Raw genomic sequence first — 18848 nt, forward strand, 5'->3', positions numbered from 1 at the left:
GCGGAGCGGTTCCAGGAAATAGCTCCTCCTTATAAACCGTACCCGAAACCGACACTGGTGGTCAGGTAGAGTATACCAAGGCGCTTGAGAGAACTATGCTGAAGGAACTCGGCAAATTGCACGCGTAACTTCGGAAGAAGCGTGACCCTTTTCTACGCAAGTAGAGGAGGGTGGCACAGACCAGGGGGTAGCGACTGTTTATCAAAAACACAGGGCTCTGCGAAGTCGCAAGACGACGTATAGGGTCTGACGCCTGCCCGGTGCTGGAAGGTTAAGAGGAGGGGTGCAAGCTCTGAATCGAAGCCCCAGTAAACGGCGGCCGTAACTATAACGGTCCTAAGGTAGCGAAATTCCTTGTCGGGTAAGTTCCGACCTGCACGAATGGCGTAACGACTTCCCCGCTGTCTCCAGCATAGACTCAGTGAAATTGAATTCCCCGTGAAGATGCGGGGTTCCTGCGGTTAGACGGAAAGACCCCGTGCACCTTTACTATAGCTTTACATTGGCATTCGTAGTGGCATGTGTAGGATAGGTGGTAGGCTTTGAAACCTGGGCGCCAGCTCAGGTGGAGCCACCCTTGAAATACCACCCTTATTACTATGGATGTCTAACCGCGGCCCGTTATCCGGGTCCGGGACAATGTATGGTGGGTAGTTTGACTGGGGCGGTCGCCTCCTAAAGAGTAACGGAGGCGCGCGATGGTGGGCTCAGAACGGTCGGAAATCGTTCGCTGAGTGCAATGGCATAAGCCTGCCTGACTGCGAGACTGACAAGTCGAGCAGAGACGAAAGTCGGTCATAGTGATCCGGTGGTCCCGCGTGGAAGGGCCATCGCTCAACGGATAAAAGGTACGCCGGGGATAACAGGCTGATGACCCCCAAGAGTCCATATCGACGGGGTTGTTTGGCACCTCGATGTCGACTCATCGCATCCTGGGGCTGGAGCAGGTCCCAAGGGTATGGCTGTTCGCCATTTAAAGCGGTACGTGAGTTGGGTTCAGAACGTCGTGAGACAGTTCGGTCCCTATCTGCCGTGGGTGTAGGAATATTGAAAGGATCTGTCCCTAGTACGAGAGGACCGGGATGGACGGATCTCTGGTGGACCTGTTGTGGCGCCAGCCGCATAGCAGGGTAGCTATATCCGGACGGGATAACCGCTGAAGGCATCTAAGCGGGAAACCCACCTTAAAACGAGTATTCCCTGAGAACCGTGGAAGACGACCACGTTGATAGGCCGGGTGTGGAAGAGCGGCAACGCTTGAAGCTTACCGGTACTAATAGTTCGATCGGCTTGATCGTTCTCATTCCTTATGCTCATCGTGAACACGATGATCTGACCAGCGCTCACGCATGAGCGGCCCTTACAGGGCCTATGCTCCGCGAGGGCGCCGGAAAACCGGCGACGCGCAGTCGCGCTTGCGGGCTTGCGCCCGAAAGCAAAACACAAACGTCGCCTTGGCACGAAAAAACAGCTTCTCGATATAACGTGCGTTTTGCCGACCTGGTGGTTATGGCGGAGCGGCTGCACCCGATCCCATTCCGAACTCGGCCGTGAAACGCTCCAGCGCTGATGGTACTTCGTCTCAAGACGCGGGAGAGTAGGTCGCTGCCAGGTCTGCAAAACGCACGTTGAACTCTCATCCGCAAACCGGATGAAACTGAAATCTTCTCTCTACGAAAAGGCCCGCCAAGGGATCACGGGCCGCGCAAGCGGCCCTTTCATTTGGTCAGCCATATACCTATCTGTAAGCCATCCTGTTCATAGGCCCAGGCTTACGTCCAGATAAGCAAGCAAACGCTTGCTTCAGATCCGGAGCAGGCAAGAGCTTGCCCTGGAGAGTCCGGAGCAAGCAAGAGCTTGCCCTGGAGAGTCCGGAGCAAGCAAGAGCTTGCCCTGGAGGTGACGCGGGGTGGAGCAGCCCGGTAGCTCGTCAGGCTCATAACCTGAAGGTCACAGGTTCAAATCCTGTCCCCGCAACCAACAAAAAAAGCCCGCTTCACGCGGGCTTTTTGCGTTCGGACCGTGATCGATGGCCGCGACCGACTATTCAACGATTGAGGAGGGCAGCAAGGCTGGCGTGCTCGACTTTATTGATAGGTCCGCGAACCGGGGGGTGATGCCGCCTCGGCGCATTTCGGCGAGAGCTACACGTCGAGCATTGGGAGTTCGCCAGCCCGTCATGGCAAGCGATCTGCACGACAACAGCATGATTCGAGCGGCGGAGAGATCGTCGTACGAAGGCGCGAACCGTTGATTTAAACAACCCGCGCCTTGCCGAAGCTTTTCGTCGCGGGCCGCGTCAGCCAGCTCGCCGCAATGACGCCTGGAAGACCAGCGAGGTCCAGCTGTTGCCCGAGGCGAGATGGCAATAGAGCAGCGCAAGCGCGCCGGATTTCCTGAGATCGAGAAACGCCTCGTCGCTCAATTTGTTGAAGGCCGGCTCGTCGATCACCTGAAAGTCGGTGAGGTTGAGGGTCTCGCCGCCCTCCAGCGTCACCTTGCTCTGCCGCGGCGCGAACAGGCCGTGCGCGTCGATCTTGTCGATCATGGCGCGAGTCGCATTGAAGTCGGTCTGGAACTGGCTGCAGAAGGCGAGCGCCTGCTTCGAGGGCTCGGCCGGCTCGTTGCCGTCGAAGAAGGGCGCGATCTCGTCGCCGCCCTTGGACGAAGGCGTCTGCTCGACGACGCGTTCGCTGGCGCGGTCGATGCACAACGTCAGGCGGCCGGTCGTTTTCGATTCATCGGCAAGGATAAAGGGGTAACGGCGGACATAGGCGGGAATGTAATGCGGCTCCGCCCATTTGCCGTCGGCGCCGACGAACAGGTTCTGGTCCTGGCGCAGGCCGGTGATGATGACCGGCGCCTTGGCGTCGCCGATGAAAACAATGGGGTAAGAGCGCATCGCCGCGGGCATTTCCGAGGCGACGACGGGGATTGCGTGCGCGGTGCGGGCAAAGGAGAAATCGGCACGCGCCGTAAGGCCGAGTGAGCCGTGCCGCAGCGGATTGAGCGCCTCGGGCTTTTTGTAGAACAGCGGCAGCGCATTGGCCGCCATGCTTTCCGCCCGGTCCGTTTTCGCATCGGTCATCCCTGGCATTCTCCTCTTATGCACTCCGGTTTAGGCCAGCGGCGGCGAGGGCGCAACGCGCTGACGACTGATCTACCCCGACATTAGCGGGATAAATCTACCTCGTTGTTCGATCGTGCTCTTTTCTACTTCCGGAGATCAAGCTCTATAGACAGCATGCCATCAAGCAGCGACATTGGCTGACGGGATAGACATCTCAAGACAGCCGTCTGAAAGACAGACGAACCAGGGCAGGCGCATGGCATCGCTTTCGGATTTCGAGCAGGGGCAGAGCTTTTCCGTCGAAGCCGGCGGTCAGACGCTCACGCTGGAACTGAGCGCGGTGCAGCCCATTGCCAACAGCCCGCGCGACGGCGGTGGCTTCACGCTGCTGTTCAGGGGGCCGCGCGACGCGGCGCTGCCGCAGGCTATCTATCGGTTCAACGGCAAAAGCGGCGCCCATGAGATCTTCATCGTGCCGATCGCTGCCGATGAGGCAGGGCGGCTTTACGAGGCGGTATTCAACTGATTTTTTTCGACCGGATCGGCCACTGGGACGCTCCGGCCATCAGGGCGATTTGGCAGCGCGGCGGCTCGACATATGATCGACTATATCGAGATTGCGGACGTATTTGACGGAGCGGCGTGTAGCGCACTGTGCGCGGAAATTCGGGCGGCCGTGGGCCGTCCGGCCGGCCTGCTGGGGCGTGCCGACCAGAAGATGGCATGGCCGGAGATCCGAAAGACCGTGCGCGCCGATGTTTCGCAGGCCACTGAAGAGCGAGTGAGTGCCCTGTTGGCGCAGCAGAAGGCGGCTCTGGAGCGGCATTTCGGGCTGCTGCTCGGCCAGGTCGAGAAACCTCAGTTCCTTCACTATCGGCAAGGCGATTTCTTTGTGCCGCACCAGGATGGCAACACGCCGCTCATTCACGACGAGTCGCGGTTCCGAAAGATCTCGGCGGTGATCTTTCTCAACCGTCAATCGGACAACCCTTCGCCAAAAAGCTATGCAGGCGGCTCGCTGGTCCTGCATGGGCCTTACAGCGGCCCGGGCCTGCGCGTTGCCATGCCCGCGTTGCCGGGCTCTCTCGTCGCCTTTCGTTCGGAAACGACGCATGAAGTCACCCCGGTCACGCGCAACGAACGTTTCACCATCGTCTCCTGGTATCGCGGCACGTGACGACCGGCACGGCCCTTACGGCGAACGGATCATCAGGTCGTAGACGCCCTTGTCCTCGGCAACGGTGAAGCCGAGACGTTTGTAGAGCCGCCGCGCTGGATTGTTCTTCTCGACATGGATCGAGACCGACTTGCCGACGGCGGCGGCCTCATCGATGAGATCGGCGAGCAACGCACCGCCAGACCCCTTGCCGCGATGCGCCGGCAGGAAGGCGATATCTATGATGCAATGCTCGCTCGCCGAGCGCTCGATATACAGGCGACCGATATCTTGCCTTGCCTGCTCGATCACCAGCCAGTCGGCGTTGGGATAGTATTTCTGGTAATGCGCGTGCTGCGCTTGAAACTGCATGTCGAGGAACGCCGTTTTCTGCGCGTCGCTCCACGGCGTGACGGCAAGTTCTTCGGCGCGGGTCGAGGCGTAGAGCGCCGACAGGAACGGCAGATCGGCGTCCGCCATCGGGCGGAACGTCAGATCAATCCGCGCCGCGCGCACCCAGCAAAATATAACAGGCCCGTTGTCCACAATCGGAAGCTGGATCATGGAGTGGCGCTTACGGACGCGCCGGATAAACGCCTTGCATGGCAATGATGAACGTCATCGCCAGATAGGGAGGCAGGTTGTTGTGAGGCAACGTACTGCCCGTTATGCTCAGTGCCTGGGGGTCCATCTGGACCAGATTTTGCGAAGTGTTGTTCTGATACAGCGTTCCGCCCCCCGACTTCCCCAGAACAACCGCATCGGTAAGAGTTCCCTGGGCGCCACTCTCGGTGGATATCGCGACAAAATGATTATGTTGCGGCATTTCCGTTTGCAGAAGGGTGACGGACGTTTCGCCACCCGTCTCGCCGAGAAACCGCTCCGACAAGCCATTGCCCTGTCCTTGCCCCATGGGCGCGGAACCAGCCATATTCGGCAACGCGAAGGTCGACTTGCCGTCGCCGCCGTAAACTGTGCCCAGCAGCGAAAACAGCGCCGTATTCTGCGAGATTGGCAGGAGCTGGCCATCGCAGGTCGCCCACCCCGTCGGGGCGAAATCTCCGGCAAAAATTCGAATTTCGGCAACGAACGGATTGGTCATGGCAAGTCTCTAGCTTTGCTGGGGGAAGATGCCAAATAGCGAGATGATGAAACTGACGGCGAGGAACGGCACCATATTGTCGTGAGGCTGGCTGCCGCCGGCCGGCGAAATGGCTCCGGCGGCCATGTTGCCATCAGGTGCGATACCCACATAGGGCGTCAGCAGGCTCGATGTCGCCAGGACACCGCCGGACGGACCCGGATTCTTGGCGATATTCGACGAACCGGTCCAGGTATGGGAATGGTTCGGTATTTGTTGGGTTGAAACAGTGACGGATTCGACCCCGCCCAGTTCTCCGATGATATAGGTCTGGCTGACCAGCGGGCCCTTACCAGCATGGACGGGGGTGCGGGATGCGAGGTTGGGCAGGGCGAATGTTTCCTCCCCGTCGCCGCCATAGGTCGTACCGATCAGATTGAACAAGGTTTCGTTCTCGGAGATCGGCATCAACTGGCCTTGGCAGAACGCCCAGCCATTCGGAGGGAAATTGCCACCGAACATCCTGATCTCGCCGACAAAAGGTTGGCTCATCGAAGCGTCCTCTTAATTTCGCGACGGGAATATGCCTTGCAGGGCAATGATGAAATTCAAGACGAGATAGGGCGATCTGTTCTCATGCGGCTGGCCGCCACCGACGAAAGTGATGTTTTCCTTCGCCATAGCCACCGCGCTGCCAGGCGGCTGATAGATCGGGCTGGCGTTCGCCCCCAACAGGGCGCCGGATGGATTGTTGACGTTGCCGGCAGTGTTCGATGCATTGACGAAATGGTTGTGTGTCGGCATTTCGCCGAGCGTGAGCGTGTGAAACTCTTCGCCGCCCTGGCCGCCGACAATTGTACCGATAGGGCCGCCCGTATGAACCGGCGCACGTCCCCTCATATCCGGAAGGGCAAAATTTGTCTGGCCGTTGCCGCCGTACCTGGTGCCAAGAAGTGAGAACAATGGCTGGTTCTGGTTAAGCGGCAACAACTGGCCGTTACAAAATGCCCAGCCGCGCGGTGCATAGTTCCAGGAAATGATCTTGACTTCACCTAAATAAGGCTCACTCATCCCCGTCCCCTCCGTTGGCCGCTTACTGTCTGAATTCTTGTATTATGCCTAAGTAAGACAACAAGTCGATATCAGATTCATAAAATATATTTCCTAGGACGAAATCCAAGGTTGCTGACTACGGTGTCGCGGCAGGCAGCGGTGGCAGCGGCTGGCTGAAGAACGTTCGGGCGTCCTCCGATGCCGTTGCCCCGCCATTGGCGGCTTCGATACCGGCATCGTTGGCCTGCGGTAGGTTGATCGTGCCGTCGTTAACGCCGATACCGTCGGCGAGGAAGGCGATGGCATTGGGGTTGTTGACGTTGGTGATGACGTTGCCATGAACGTCGGCATTAATGATGGCCCCGGCAAACACGGCGTAGACCCTGATGCCGCGGCTCTCGGCATTGTCGCGAATGGTATTGTTGGTAACTGTCGCGTGCACTGTGCCCGGTTGCACGACCTGCGTGACGTCGATGCTCTCTCCGGCGCTTATGGCGTTAACGCCGATGCTCTGGATGATGTTGTTGTCGATCAGCACCTTGGCGACGCCGAGGCTTTCATGGCCGACCCGGATGCCTGAGCCGGTTCGCGATCCCGAGATTGCTACGCCTTGCGTACCGATGACGTTGTTGGCGATTGTGCCGTCAAGCGTCCGTGCGAGGTCGCCGCTGCTGAACACATTGATGGCCGTCGAGTCGCTGTTGGTGACGGTGTTGTTCCGGACGGTGAAATTCAGATTGCCGCCCGTGCCGGCGCCGGAATTGCTGCTCTGGGTGAGGTTGATGCCGTTGTTCAGATTGTTGAACAGATTTCCCGTGGTCTCGCCGATGTGAGCGTTGACGGTACCGTCATTGGCAATGACGAACAGACCGGTTCCAGGGATGACTCCCGGCCCGGGATAGGCGTTGTTGCCGGTGAAGGTTGCGCCGTCGACGGTCAGCGTCATCGTCGGCGCGCCGGCGACACCGGCGCCGTCCGCCTCGAAGATGAAGTCGCTGCCGGCATTGTTTGAGGCGCCGTTGTTCGAGAACGTACCGCCGCTCACCACAAGGTTCGTCAACGTGCCGCCGGAATTGATGACTTGCACATTGTGGGTGAAAGAGTTCGAGACAGTAAGGTTGGTGAACGTGGTGACGTGCGAGGCGTTGCCGGTAAGTTCGTTGACCAGGATTCCGGACTCGGTGTTGGCATCGGCATTGCTGTTCAGGGTCAGACCGTTGAGCACCACACCGTTGACGCGCAGGCCCTTTATGCCGTTGCCCGCATTGTCGCTGATGATCATGTTGCTCAAGCTGACATCCTGAGTGTCGGTCAGGCTGACGCCATCGCCGGTCGAGTTCTGGATCGTGCCGCCGCTGCCCCCCGTCGCGCCGGTGCCGGTCACCACCAGATTGCCGCTGGTGCCGGTGTTGTTGAGCACGATGCCGTTGGCTGCACCATTTGACGCAATGCTCCTGAACGTCACGTCGCCGGCGCCGATCGTCGTGTTGGCGACATTAAGCGCCGTGCCCGTGCCGGACGCGATGGTGTTGCCGGTGCCCTGCACCGTCACCGTGCCGCCGCCGGTGGCATTGAAACCGGCGCCGCTGGTGGTGGCGATGACCAGCCCGCCATTGGTGAAGTTGATCGTCGCACCGGTATTGTTGCTCAGGCTGACGCCAGCCGCCGTGGTCGAGGTGATCGACTTCGACGCGCCGGAGAAGGTGATGATGCCGGCGACATTGTCGTCCAGCAGGATGCCGATCTGGCCCGCCGCATTATGCGTGATGTTGCCCGACAGGGTGATGTTGCCGGCGGTCAGGGCGCGATCCTGGATGTTGACCGCCGGGCCGGTGCTGCCGCTGGTGATCGCGCCGGCATAGGTGAAGGCCGCCGTGCCGCCGCTGTTGGCGGTGCCTAGGCCATCGCCGATACGGATCACGGCGCTTGTTCCGCCCACCAGCGCGCCGGTGCCGAGGTCGATCGCTCCCGAACCGGTGACGGTATCGAGGATGACGGCGCTGGTGCCGCCGGCGCCTTTGTTCGTGGAAGCGAAGGTCACGCCGCCCGCCGCGATGGCAACGCTGTCAAGGTTGACCGCGACGCCGCTGCCGGTCGAAATCGTGTTGCCCGAGCCGATAACGGTCACGGTGCCAGTACCGTTGCTCGTGGCGTTGAAGCCGGTGCCGGAGGTGGTGGTGATGGCTAGGCCGCCGCCGGTGAAGTTGACCGCGGTGTTGGTGTTCGCCGTCAGGTCGACGGCATTGTTGGCTCCGGTGGTCAGTATCTTGCTGGCGCCGGAGAAGTTGATCGTGCCGCCGGTGTTGGCGTTGACGAGGATGCCGTTGGCCACGCCGCCGGTGGCGCTGAGAGTGCCCGACAATGTCGTGGTGCCGGCGGTGCGGGTGGAGATGCTGACGACGTTTCCGGCCGTGGTCTTGGTGACCGAGCCGGCATAGCTGACATTGGCCGAGCCGCCGGTGACCAGGAAGGCCGCGCCGGTCGCGCCGCCGAGCGCACCGGAGCCGAGGCTGACAGTGCCGGCGCCGGTGACATTGGTCAGCGACACGTTGTTGGTGCCGCCGGTCGAATTGGTCGAGGTGAAATTGATGCCGGTGGTGATGGCGATGCCGTTGAGGTTGACCGCCTGCGCGAAAGTGGAGCTCACCGTGCCGGTCGTGACATTGACCGTGCCGCCATTGATGGCGCTGAATCCGGTGGTGCCGTTGGTGACGATGTCGAGGTTTGCGAAGCTGACGGTCGAGGCCGTGGCGCCGTTGTTGATTGCGACTGCGGTGCCGGTCATCGGCGTCGTGGTGCCGAGATCGACCGTACCGGTGAAGCTCACCGTATTGGCCGCCGTCGCGCCGGAAATGCTGATGCCGCTCGCAGCGCCGTTGGCGATCACCGAGCCGGCGAAGGTGAAGCTGCCGCCAGCGCGGGTCGAGATCGTGGTCGCCGCGCCCGACGTGCTGATGATGGAGCTGGCGCCGTCGAAGCTGATCACCGCGTTGCCGCCGGTCACCGAAAGGCCGCTGCCGCCCGATATATCGACATTGATACCGGCAATCGTGCCGCCAGCGCCCGACGCGCCGCCGAAGGCGATGCCGGTGCCGGTCGCTGCGGTGGTGATGTTGACGTTGGTCAGCGTCGTCGTGCCGACGGTGTTGTCGAGCCTGAAGGCAATGCCGGTGGCGCCGGTGCTGGTGACGTTGGTGATGGTGGTGTTGGACGCGTTCAGCCACACATCGCTGGCGTTGCCGGAGAAAGTAACGTTGTTGATCGTCGTGCTGTTCGACGGGGTAATCTCGATACCCTGCGTGGCGAAATTGCTGATGGTCATGTTGCTGATGACGGTATTCGCAGCACCCGCGCCATTGTCCTTGACGCCACGCGCGGCACCCGCCGGGCTGCCATTCAGGATGAAGCCGTCGATGATGTTGCCGCTGGCGCCGAGCGTGATGACATTGTTGCCGGCGCTCGTCGTCAGCGTCGCGGCGCCATTGGGCGTCTGGTCGATGATCGAGATGCTGTTGCTGGCGAGCTGGATGGTGGAGGGCACCGTCAGCGCCAGATTGATGTTGCCGTTGCCGAAGCCGCGCACCTGCTCGACGGTGGCGAGCGCCAGCGTGTCGTTGCCATTGCTGCCTGCCGCGGTGATGGTGCCGCCATCGTTGACGAGAACCAGGATGTCCGTCGCCACGGCTGCTGCTTCGGCGGTGGCCAGCGTCGCGAGATTGTTCTGGTCGCGACCGCTACCGTCACCGGTCGCGGACGCGCCGACGAAATAGACCTTGCCGACTCCGAAGCCCAGGCCGGGAGCCGACTGGAAGTTCACATCCTGGAAATTGTAGGTGCCGGCAACCGGCGCACTGGAGGCATCGATGCCTACATTGGCGCCGATGGTCGAGAGCTGGTCGGTCGCCGATTCGCCGTCGCCATAGGTGAAAGCGAGGTTGGTGGCGCTGTTGAGGAACACGCCGGTGTTGACGCCGGCAATGCTGGAACTGGCGCCGCCGACCACGGCATCACCGAGGCGCACCGTCTGGCCGCCGATGGCGCCGCGCAGGTCGACGCCTATCGAGGTGCCGGCGGCGGCGGCATTGGTGACATCGAAGTCATTGGCCGTCACCGCCGCATTGATGGTGGCACCGTTGAGGTCGAAGGCCACGCCCGTGGTGCTGTTCAGGCCGATGTCGAGATCGTTGAAGGACAGCGCCGCGCCAAGCGTGCCGGAAACATCGACACCACGCGTGGTGATGCCTTGCAGGTTGACCGTGCCGAGAATGATGGCGCCGCCGCCGGACGAGGCGATATTGTTCAGCGAGATGCCGGTTGCGGCGGCAGTGGCCGAAACACTGTCGAAATTCATGCCCGCAGCGCCAATCGTAACGCCATTGAGGTTCAACGCGGTGCCGCCGGCCGTCGTGGTGATGCTGTTGTCGCTGAGGAGCGCACCGATGCTGACCGTGCCACCGCTGCTGGCGTTGAAGCCCGTGCCGGAGGTGGTGGTAATCACCAGGCCACCCGTATCGAAGTTGATCGTCGCGCCGGTGTTGGTCGTCAAGTCGACCGCCGTATTGGCGCCAGTGGTCAGCGTCTTCGTGCCACCGCCGAGAGTGATGGTCCCGCCGGAGTTGCCGTGGACATAAACACCATTGTCGAAACCGCCGGTGGCGCTGAGCGCGCCGGACAGCGTGACCGTGCCGCCGGTGACGCCGGAGATGTCGACGATCTTGCCGGCGGTGGTCTTGGTGACCGTGCCGCCATAGCTGACGGTCGCAGCACCGCCGGTGACCAGGAATGCGACGCCCGAAGCGCCGCTCAATGCGCCGGATCCGAGGCTGACTGTTCCGGTGACATTGGCCAGGCTGACATTGTTGGTGCCGCCGCCCGACGAGGTCGAGTCGAGCGCAATGCTGTCGGCGACGCCGGAGAGGCTGATCGCCTGGCCGAGGGTCGAGTTTACCGTCTCGGCACCGCCGGTGGCGGTGATGCCCATCGTGCCGCCGGTGCCCACGATGGCCGTGCCGGAGGTGGTGTCGATGGTCACACCGCCGGTGAAGCTTGTCGTGCCGCCGCTCTGCGACAGGCCGACGCCGCTCGTCGTATCGATGTTGGCGAGGCCGGTGACGTTGACCGTGCCTGATACCACATGGATGCCGCCGCCGGCCGTGGCGGTGTTGTTGACCGTCACCGCGCCGAAGGTGAACGTACCGGTGTTGGCGCCGGTGACGTCTATGCCGAAGCTGCTGGTGCCGGTGATGCTGGTCGCGCCGGAGACATTCACCGCCCCGGTGACGCCGTTGAGGATGATGCCGCTGGTGCCGCCGCTCGAGGTGATGCTGTCGACATTGACGCCGCCGGCGCCGAGTGTGCCTTGCAGCGACAGCGCTGTCTGGCCCGTCGCGTTGATCGTCGTCGAACCGGCATTCGCGACGGTCAGGACATTCAGTCCCGAAAGGCTGAGGCCGGTGGCGAGCGATGTCGTGATGTCGAGGCCGCCATTGAAGTTGACCGCAGCTGCCGCGCTGCCGCCCGAAATCGAGACGCCGTTGCCGCCGGTGATCGTCACCTGGTCGGTGAAGGTCACCGCGCCGCTGGTGCGGTTGGCGATATTGATGCCGCCACCGGTCAGCGTTCCCGGAGTGGCGCTGTTGGGCAGGATGCCGCGTGACACCGAAATGGTGCCGCTGCCGCCGTTGACGTCGAGCAGCGTGCCGGCAACGTTGATGTTGTTGTTGATGATAGACAGATTGCCGTTGAGGCCGGCGACCTGGATGGCCGTCTGACCAGCGGCGACGTTGCTGATCGTCACGCCTTCGATGGTGATGCCGCTGGCATTGCTGAAGCCGACCGCGCTCTGATCGACGAGGAATGCGGCACCGGTCGCGCTGCTGAAGTCGAAAGCGGTGTGGCGCACGGCGTTGTCGCCGAGCAATTGCATCAGGTTGGCCGTCCCGCTGACCACGGCCTCGTCGCCGGTGATGTTGCCGCCGGTGGCGCCGAGATTGCCCTGGACGTTGGCCGGCTGGATCGTGCCGGTCGAAACCACATTGCTGTTGCCGAAGCCGGTGATCGTCTGGCCGGAATCGAGCGTGAAGGCGGTGGCACCTAGATTGATCGTGCCGACGAAGGCGAAGTTCTGCGTGCCGGTCAGCGCATCGGCGGCGGCGAGCGAAATGGTGTTGACGCCCATGCTGAGATTGCCGGTCGTGCCGGCGGCGATGAAGCCGCCCGACTGCGAGACCAGCGTGACCGAACCGGGCGCGGTGGCGAGGTTGGCGCTGCCGGTGAAGAACACGTCGTCGAAATCGTAGTTGCCGAGCGTCGGATCGAGACCGACCGTGTTGACGGTGAAGCCGCCGGCGGCGGCGATGATGAAGGATTCCAGCCCGTCGGTCGAATCGCCGTCGCCGAAGGTGAAGTTGGCATTGGCGGAGGTCGCCGTGGTCTGGCCGGACGACAATTCGACGCCGATGCCGACATTGTCGATCTTCGAGCCCTGCAGGAAGGTGATGCCCTTGTTGCCGGTGGTCGACGACAGGTCGATGCCGCGCGAGGTCAGGTCGCCCAGGCCGGTGATCGTCGTCAGGCCGAAATCGGCCGTCGTCGAGGAGCCGCTGAAGTCGATGCCGGTCTGGTTGGCGCCGACATCGTCGATGGTGGTCGTGCCGAAGCTGACATCGTTGTTGGTGCCGGCGAAGTTGATGCCGGCAGTGCCGCTCGTGGTGCCCAGCTTGACCTGGGTCGTGCCGAAGGTCACCGTGCCGGCATTGCCGACAATGTTGATGCCGATGCCGCCGGCGCCCGTCACGGTCACCGCCCCGAAGGTTGCCGATGCGGTGCTCGCGACACCGGAGACGGACAGGCCGGTGCCCAAGGCATCGGTGATCGATAGCGGGGTGGTAACATTCAACGTTGCGGTGCCGATCAGGCCACCGACCACCGCGCCGCCGCCACCGTTCGCCGACAGGGTCGGGCCGGTGAAGCTGAACGCACCGCCTGCCGGGGGCAATGTCGAGCCGATGGCGAACAGATTTCCGGTGCCGGTCGACGTGACGCTGCCGCTGAACTGGGCCGAGCCGCCGATGGTGCCGTCGATCTTGACCGCCGTGCCTGGTGCTGTTGCCGAGCTGGAGATGTTGGCCGAGACCGTGATCGCGGCGCTGCCGCCAAAAACCACGACGCCGTTGCCGGTGCCGGAATTGGTGATGGTGCCGCCGATGTTGATCGTGCCGGTGTTGTTGGTCAGGCTGACGTCGTCGCCCGAAACCAGCGTCGTCACCAGATTGTTGACATTGAGCGTCGCGGCGCTCCCTTGCACCACGAAGCCCGGGCCACCGCCAACAACCGTGTCGATCGTCGTCGTGCCATTGAAGGTAACGGCGTTGGCCACGTTGGTGAGGCGGATGGCGTCGCCATTGACGCGATTGATGTCGACAGCGCCGAAGGTGACGCTGCCGCCGCTGGTGTTTTCGATGAGGATGCCGGTCTGCACGGCGCCGCCTGAGCCGTCGACGGTGACGCTGTCGAAAATGACGCCGCCTGCGCCGATGGTCAAACCGCCGGCGCCACCGAGATGGATGCCGTTTTCGACAGGGCCGAGCCCAGATGCGGTCGTGTTAGTGCCGGTGACGGTGAGCGTGCCGCCATTGATGGCGCTGAAGGCAAGGCCGCCATCGGTGGTGAGGTCGAGCCCGCCGGTGAAATTGATCGTGCCGCCGGCATTGCCGGTCAGGTCGATGGCGTTGGCCGCGCCGGTGCTGGCGGTGATTTGGCCGTCGAAGGTGGCCGAGCCGCCGGTCATGCCGCTGATCATGACCGCGCTCGCGGCACTCGTCTGATTGATGGTGCCGTTGTAGGTGAGGTTAGGCGTTGCTCCAAGAATGCTGAGCGCCGTGCCCGTCGTGCCGGCGATCGAACTCGCATTGTCGAAGGTCAGCGTGCCCGTGGAACCGCCCGTGACGCTGACGCCGATACCGGCGCCGGTGATGTCCAAATTGTTGAAGGTGCCGGTGCCGCCGAAGTTGCTGGCCAGCAGGCCAGTGCCGCTGACGCCGCCCATCGTCGTGTTGGTGATGTTGATCGCACCCGTTGCGCCGGTCAGGTCGATGCCGGTTACGGCGCTGCTGATCGTCACCCCGGTGATGGTGGCCGCGTTTACATTCGATCCGTTGATCGCCGAGCCCGAACCCGCATTGCTGACGCTGAGGTCGGCGACGCGGTTGCCGTTGGCGAGATCGATGGTGCTGCCGGCCGAGTTGTTGAGGGTGGCGGCGCCATTGCCGAACGGATCGACCTGGGTGCCCGAAGTAACCACCTCGGCGCCGGTGACGTTGGCCGGCGGCCCGCCGAGAGCGACGGTGTTGCCGTTGGCGAAGGAGACGATCTGCTGGCCGTCGGCAAGCGTGAAGCCGTCGGCATCGGTGTTGATGGTTCCAGCGCCGCTGTTGACAAGGACGAAGATGGTGTTGGCGTCGGTCGTCAGACCGTCGGCGGCGTCGGCGTTGATAAGGTCGCCAACGCTCGCGCCGGAGCCGGTTCCGGTGTTTGCTGCGCCGACGAAGATGACGTTGGCGGTGTCGAACAGCTGCGGGCCGACCAGATGGGTGGCGTTGAAAGCATAGGTGCCGTTGCCGGCCAGCAGGCCGCGCATGTCGAGCGAGGCGGTGGTCCCCGTGATCGATGCGCCGCCGGCGGCACCGAACGAGAAGGTGGTGTTGGCGCTGGTCCCGGGCGCGCCGTGCGTGCCCATCTGGACGCCGGTGCCGGCGGAAATGACGCCGGTGCCGATCGTCACCGAGCCGCCGGTGGTGCCGGAAAGGTCGATGCCGGTCGAAGTGCCGGCGCCGGTGATGTCGAGCGAGGTGGCGGTGAAGGTCGACTGGCTGCCCGACGGGTCGAGCCCGGTCTTGCCGGTCGGCAGGCCGGTGATGTCGATGTTGGCGAAGCTGATCGTGCCGTTCGTACCGGAAATGTCGATCGCGTTTTGGCCCGGCTGGTCGATCGCGACATCGCCGAAAGTGATGGCACCGGAATTGGCAGCCAGTATGATACCAGAGCCAGAAGGAGCGGTGACCGTGACATTGCCGCCAAAGCCTACCGTTGCCGAGCTATTCTGGATGACAATGCCGTTTGCGACGTTCGAAATCGCCGTCGAGCCGGAGATATCGAAGCTGCCGGTGACGTTCGTGAGGCCGACACCGGTCCCGCCACTAATCTGGTTGAGGCTGGTCAGCGTGACATCGAGCCCAATCTGGGATGCGCTGAATCCGTTGCCGCCATTGCCGGAGATCGTTCCGCCAGTGGTCGTCAGCTTGCCGGCGCCCGTCGATGTGGCGTCGACGCCACTGCCGCCATTGACCTTGGCGTCAAGCGTCTCCAAGCCGTAGGTACCGTTGCCGTTGATCAACAGGCCGTCGGTGCCGTTGTTCGACAGCGTCGTCGTGCCGTTGAACGAATAGGTTCCGTCGCCCTGGATCGACAAGCCGGCGCCGCCATTGTTGGTCGAGCTGAGGTTGGTGGCGGCAACGGTATTGGTGCCGTCGAACAGCAAGCCGTTCAGGTCGGCGCCGCTGACGGCTAGGCCCGTCATTGTGACATTGCTGACGGCGCTGCCGTGAACCGCGTTGCCGCCACCGGTATTGGACAGGTTGAAGTCGAGCAGCGAGGTATTGTTGGCGAGCGTCACCGTGTCGCCGGCACCGCTATTGGTCAGCGTGGCTGCGCCGCCGGCGTCGGAGACGGTGCTGCTGTGCACGACATTGTCGCCCGTCACATTGATCGGGATGCCGCCGAGCGAGAACGTGCGGCCATTGCCGAACGAAGCCAGCGTCTGGCCGGCGCTCAGCGAGAAGCCGTCCGCATCGTCTATGTCCGTGCCGCGATTGACCAGCACGAAGATCGCGGTGCCGTCGGTATTGGCATCGGCCGTCGCGACCGTCGCCAGGTCGAGCAGCGAGGATCCGGTGCCCGAACCGGTCGCGGTCGCGCCGACGAAAATCACATTCTGCTGGTCGAACAGCTGCGGGCCGCTGAAGGTCGTCGAGCCGAAAGCATAGAGCCCGAGCGTCTGGTTGAGCCCCCGCGCGTCGAGCGAGGCGGTGATGCCGGCAATCGAGCCGCCGCCGAAACTGAATTGGGCATTGGCCGAATTGGCCAGCGAGCCGGAAATGCCGAAGCGCACGCCGGTATCGACATTGGCGATCGCGCCGCCATCGGTGATGACGATCGTCGCCCCGCCCGCGCTCGGCGAAGACAGATCGATGCCGATCGAGCCGGCGGCGCCTGTGCCAGTGATGTTGAGCGACTGCGCCCTGAAATTGGTCTGGCTGCCGGAGAAATCGAGGCCGACGCCGGAGCCGAGGCCAGCAATGACGATGTTGCCGGCAATTATCGATGTGTTGGCGCCCGCAAACACCATGCCGTCCGAGCCGGGATTGATGATGTCGATGTCGCCGAAGCGGATCGCGGCCGGCGAATCCGTGATCGCGATGGCCGGTCCGGTCGTGTTCGAGATCGTCGTCGCGCCGTTGACGGTGAAGCTGCCCGAAAGATTCTCGAGCACGACGCCCGATGCGCCGCCGGTCTGGGTGATCGAATCCAGCACGATATGGGCGGTGATCGGATCGATGAAGACACCGACCCCGTCGTCGCCGAGCGCCTTGTTGCCCGACACCTGGCCGCCGGTGATGGTGATCGAGCCGGCGATCCCGGTGCCCTTCACGGTAATGCCGGCATCGTTGTTGTCGAGCGCGTTGAGGGTGGCGAAAGTGTAGGTGCCGTGGCCGGTTATATCCAGGCCGTCGTCGCCATTGCCCTGCAGCAGCGTCGTGCCGGTGAAGTTATAGGTGCCGTCGCCTTCGATGTGCAGTCCGTCGAGGCCGTTGCCGGTCGCGGTGAAGTTCGAGCCATTGACGCCGGTCGATGTACCGGTGAAGTCGGCGCCGTGGCCGCCGGCGCCGGTGACCGTGACGTTGGTCAACGTGGCGCCGGTGATGTTGTTGCCGAGGATGCCGTCCTTGCCGCCTGTGATGATGATGCCGCTCAGCGTGTTGCCGTTGGCGAGCGTCAGGACGTTGTTGGCGGGGTTGGTGCCCTGGAGGGTGCCGTTGGATCCGCCGAAATTGTAGGTGCCGATGCTGCCGTCGACGAGCCGCGCCTGGACGCCTCCGCCACCGCCGATGACGGTCTGGCCGTTGGCGAGCGTCACACCGGCTGTCGTAATGTTGCCCTTGCCGCCGAGCGCGACGACGACGCCGTTCGCGCCGGCGCCGGCGACCGCATTGTCGAGCGTGGTCGGGTCGCCGATCGTGCCGAGGCCGAGCGCGTCGTTGTCACCATCGGCAAAGAAGAACTGGCCGAATGCCGTGTTGGTGGCGGCATTGATCGCCACCCGCGTCGACGTGCCGGTAACTTTGTCCTGGCTCTCGATGCGAACGCCGATGTCGCCACGCACGCGCTCGTTGACGCGTTTGCGCAGGCCGGGGCTGACCGGATAGACCGGCTCGGCGCCGTCATCGGCCGAAGACGAGCCCTTGTCGAAAGCGTTGAGCGGCACCGTCAGCCGGATGCTGCCGGCGAACTGGGTGTCATCGCGGTTGTCGTTGCGCACCTCGCCGGTGAAGGTCAGCGACGTGCCTTTGCCGATGACGTCGCCGATCGAATATTCCAGGCCGGCCTTGGCGCCGGTGATGCTGCCGTCGTCGCCGTCGGGATCGCCGAAATGGTAGGCGCCGACATCGAAACGCAGTGAATGGTTCTCGGGCAGGTTGAGCGGCACCTGAACGCCGACCTCGCCCTCGATGCCCCAGGCCGCGTAATCGCGGTGGGCGATGGCCGATATCTGCTCGATCAGCTGATGACCGACCAGCGACAGGCTCGACTCTTGCCCGGCCGTGCTGCGGTCGCCGCTGATCGGCAGATAGACGTTTACGTGCGCATCGTATTTTGAGGTGATGGCCTCGAGGCCGAGCGTCGAGGCGACGAACTGGTGACTGTCGTGGTTCTGGATGTTGAGATAGGCGTAGCCGCCGATCATCAGATCCGGATTCACGATGCGGCGAACGCCGAGGCCGACGTCCTGGCCGAAGCCGTCGTCGAAATCGTATTTCGAGCGCACATCGAGAAAGAGAACGGATTCGAGGTTCTGCTTCAGCGGCAGGAAACCCTCGATCGCCGTGTTGCCGCCATTGTTGTTGGCGCCGATGATGGCGCGGACCTGCGGCTGCCACAGTCCGGTGTCGCCGGCATGGGCGGCTATGCCGGTAAGGGCAAGTGCCAGAGTGGACAGCGCAGTCGTCTTCCAGAGATGCCTGGAAAAACCTGACCGGCGATACTTGCTATTCGCCCGGAAGCTTCTTCCGTGCGTCGCCATGTCATTGATCTGCCGAGTTTTCTCGGTCGTCTCCATCCCTTGCGAACCCCGACGAGTACACGATCCGTCGCTAATACTATCCGAATCCCAGTGTATAGCGAGCATGATTGTTTGCTTTACACGTACAAGA

The 18848-nt window shown here is 62.8% G+C and carries 9 protein-coding genes, 1 tRNA gene and 2 rRNA genes (1 of these 12 only partly in view); 6 read left to right on the forward strand and 6 right to left on the reverse strand.

What is annotated here, in order from left to right:
- The 4 genes from NKJ77_RS00865 to NKJ77_RS00880 all read left to right on the forward strand — a co-directional run.
- A 23S ribosomal RNA gene (locus tag NKJ77_RS00865) occupies positions 1-1298 on the forward strand (it extends 1504 nt beyond the left edge of the window).
- A 201-nt stretch (positions 1299-1499) separates the two neighbouring features.
- Positions 1500-1614, forward strand: a 5S ribosomal RNA gene (rrf, locus tag NKJ77_RS00870).
- 289 nt (positions 1615-1903) lie between these two features.
- Positions 1904-1980, forward strand: a tRNA-Met gene (locus NKJ77_RS00875).
- A gap of 49 nt (positions 1981-2029) precedes the next feature.
- On the forward strand, positions 2030-2254 hold the full coding sequence (locus NKJ77_RS00880; protein WP_023833003.1) for a hypothetical protein: 225 nt from the start codon (positions 2030-2032) through the stop codon (positions 2252-2254).
- Between the two features lie 45 nt (positions 2255-2299).
- Here NKJ77_RS00880 and NKJ77_RS00885 read toward each other — a convergent pair whose 3' ends face one another.
- Positions 2300-3088: a SapC family protein gene (locus NKJ77_RS00885; RefSeq protein WP_023833002.1), complete on the reverse strand. Its 789-nt coding sequence runs from the start codon at positions 3086-3088 to the stop codon at positions 2300-2302.
- Between the two features lie 238 nt (positions 3089-3326).
- Here NKJ77_RS00885 and NKJ77_RS00890 point away from each other — a divergent pair, with 238 nt between their 5' ends.
- Together NKJ77_RS00890 and NKJ77_RS00895 are read left to right on the forward strand one after the other, a co-directional pair.
- Positions 3327-3596: a DUF6916 family protein gene (locus tag NKJ77_RS00890; protein ID WP_023833001.1), complete on the forward strand. Its 270-nt coding sequence runs from the start codon at positions 3327-3329 to the stop codon at positions 3594-3596.
- A gap of 72 nt (positions 3597-3668) precedes the next feature.
- Positions 3669-4247 carry a 2OG-Fe(II) oxygenase gene (locus tag NKJ77_RS00895; protein WP_023733650.1) on the forward strand — a complete coding sequence of 193 codons (579 nt, stop codon included), beginning with the start codon at positions 3669-3671 and terminating at the stop codon, positions 4245-4247.
- A 15-nt stretch (positions 4248-4262) separates the two neighbouring features.
- Here NKJ77_RS00895 and NKJ77_RS00900 read toward each other — a convergent pair whose 3' ends face one another.
- From NKJ77_RS00900 to NKJ77_RS00920, 5 genes are all read right to left on the reverse strand, one after another.
- The gene (locus tag NKJ77_RS00900; RefSeq protein ID WP_023833000.1) at positions 4263-4790 is read right to left on the reverse strand and encodes a GNAT family N-acetyltransferase; all 528 of its coding nucleotides are present in this window, start codon (positions 4788-4790) and stop codon (positions 4263-4265) included.
- 10 nt (positions 4791-4800) lie between these two features.
- Positions 4801-5328, reverse strand: coding sequence for a phage tail protein (locus NKJ77_RS00905; RefSeq protein ID WP_023686661.1), 528 nt, complete (start codon positions 5326-5328; stop codon positions 4801-4803).
- A 9-nt stretch (positions 5329-5337) separates the two neighbouring features.
- Positions 5338-5859, reverse strand: coding sequence for a phage tail protein (locus tag NKJ77_RS00910; protein WP_023832999.1), 522 nt, complete (start codon positions 5857-5859; stop codon positions 5338-5340).
- 12 nt (positions 5860-5871) lie between these two features.
- Entirely contained in the window at positions 5872-6378 is a 507-nt protein-coding gene (locus NKJ77_RS00915; RefSeq protein ID WP_031196049.1) for a phage tail protein, read from the reverse strand.
- Positions 6379-6496: 118 nt separating this feature from the next.
- Entirely contained in the window at positions 6497-18718 is a 12222-nt protein-coding gene (locus tag NKJ77_RS00920) for a beta strand repeat-containing protein (protein ID WP_352533952.1), read from the reverse strand.
- Between the last annotated feature and the right edge of the window lie 130 nt (positions 18719-18848).

This window comes from Mesorhizobium sp. M0052 (assembly GCF_040323255.1).
Lineage (GTDB): Bacteria > Pseudomonadota > Alphaproteobacteria > Rhizobiales > Rhizobiaceae > Mesorhizobium.

What these genes read in the sequence shown, in the direction of transcription:
- NKJ77_RS00880 (WP_023833003.1), top strand. Translation starts at nt 2,030, where the DNA reads ATGGCCGCGACCGACTATTCAACGATTGAGGAGGGCAGCAAGGCTGGC.
- NKJ77_RS00885 (WP_023833002.1), bottom strand. Translation starts at nt 3,088, where the DNA reads ATGACCGATGCGAAAACGGACCGGGCGGAAAGCATGGCGGCCAATGCG.
- NKJ77_RS00890 (WP_023833001.1), top strand. Translation starts at nt 3,327, where the DNA reads ATGGCATCGCTTTCGGATTTCGAGCAGGGGCAGAGCTTTTCCGTCGAA.
- NKJ77_RS00895 (WP_023733650.1), top strand. Translation starts at nt 3,669, where the DNA reads ATGATCGACTATATCGAGATTGCGGACGTATTTGACGGAGCGGCGTGT.
- NKJ77_RS00900 (WP_023833000.1), bottom strand. Translation starts at nt 4,790, where the DNA reads ATGATCCAGCTTCCGATTGTGGACAACGGGCCTGTTATATTTTGCTGG.
- NKJ77_RS00905 (WP_023686661.1), bottom strand. Translation starts at nt 5,328, where the DNA reads ATGACCAATCCGTTCGTTGCCGAAATTCGAATTTTTGCCGGAGATTTC.
- NKJ77_RS00910 (WP_023832999.1), bottom strand. Translation starts at nt 5,859, where the DNA reads ATGAGCCAACCTTTTGTCGGCGAGATCAGGATGTTCGGTGGCAATTTC.
- NKJ77_RS00915 (WP_031196049.1), bottom strand. Translation starts at nt 6,378, where the DNA reads ATGAGTGAGCCTTATTTAGGTGAAGTCAAGATCATTTCCTGGAACTAT.
- NKJ77_RS00920 (WP_352533952.1), bottom strand. Translation starts at nt 18,718, where the DNA reads ATGGCGACGCACGGAAGAAGCTTCCGGGCGAATAGCAAGTATCGCCGG.